The 352-nt window shown below is 55.4% G+C and carries 1 protein-coding gene; it reads right to left on the bottom strand.

From position 1 onward, the window contains the following. Positions 1-352, bottom strand: a 352-nt coding sequence (locus FW764_RS28135; protein ID WP_446436727.1) for an immunoglobulin-like domain-containing protein, incomplete at both ends; no start/stop codon positions are given.

The raw sequence follows: 352 nt of genomic DNA, 5'->3' as shown, positions 1-352 counted from the left end.
TGTGGTGACTTTATCGGTCCCTGGAACCAGATTTTCGAAATGCTCGCCGCCAGTCACGCCTTTGATAGCGGTGGTAACGGTTTGATCGCCTTTGTACACATCATCCGGAGCTACGACCGTGATGGTGCCGCTCGACTGATTAACGCCGATGGTGATGGTTTGGCCATTGTCCAAAGTCACGGTCAGCGGGTTGGTGATGTTAGTCACCGGCGCGCCGTTTTTATCCACAAGGCTGGCGGTGTAAACGATATTGCCGCCCTCACCAACAGTGGTGGTCGCGGTCAGAACCACATCGACCTTGTCGATGGTGTCATTGATCGTCGTGGTTGCGCCGTCGCCTGCAACCTCCAAC

Source organism: Pseudomonas sp. 1152_12 (genome assembly GCF_052850675.1).
The sequence above is the reverse complement of the archived record's forward strand: the minus strand, read 5'-3'. Positions and strand labels throughout refer to the sequence as shown.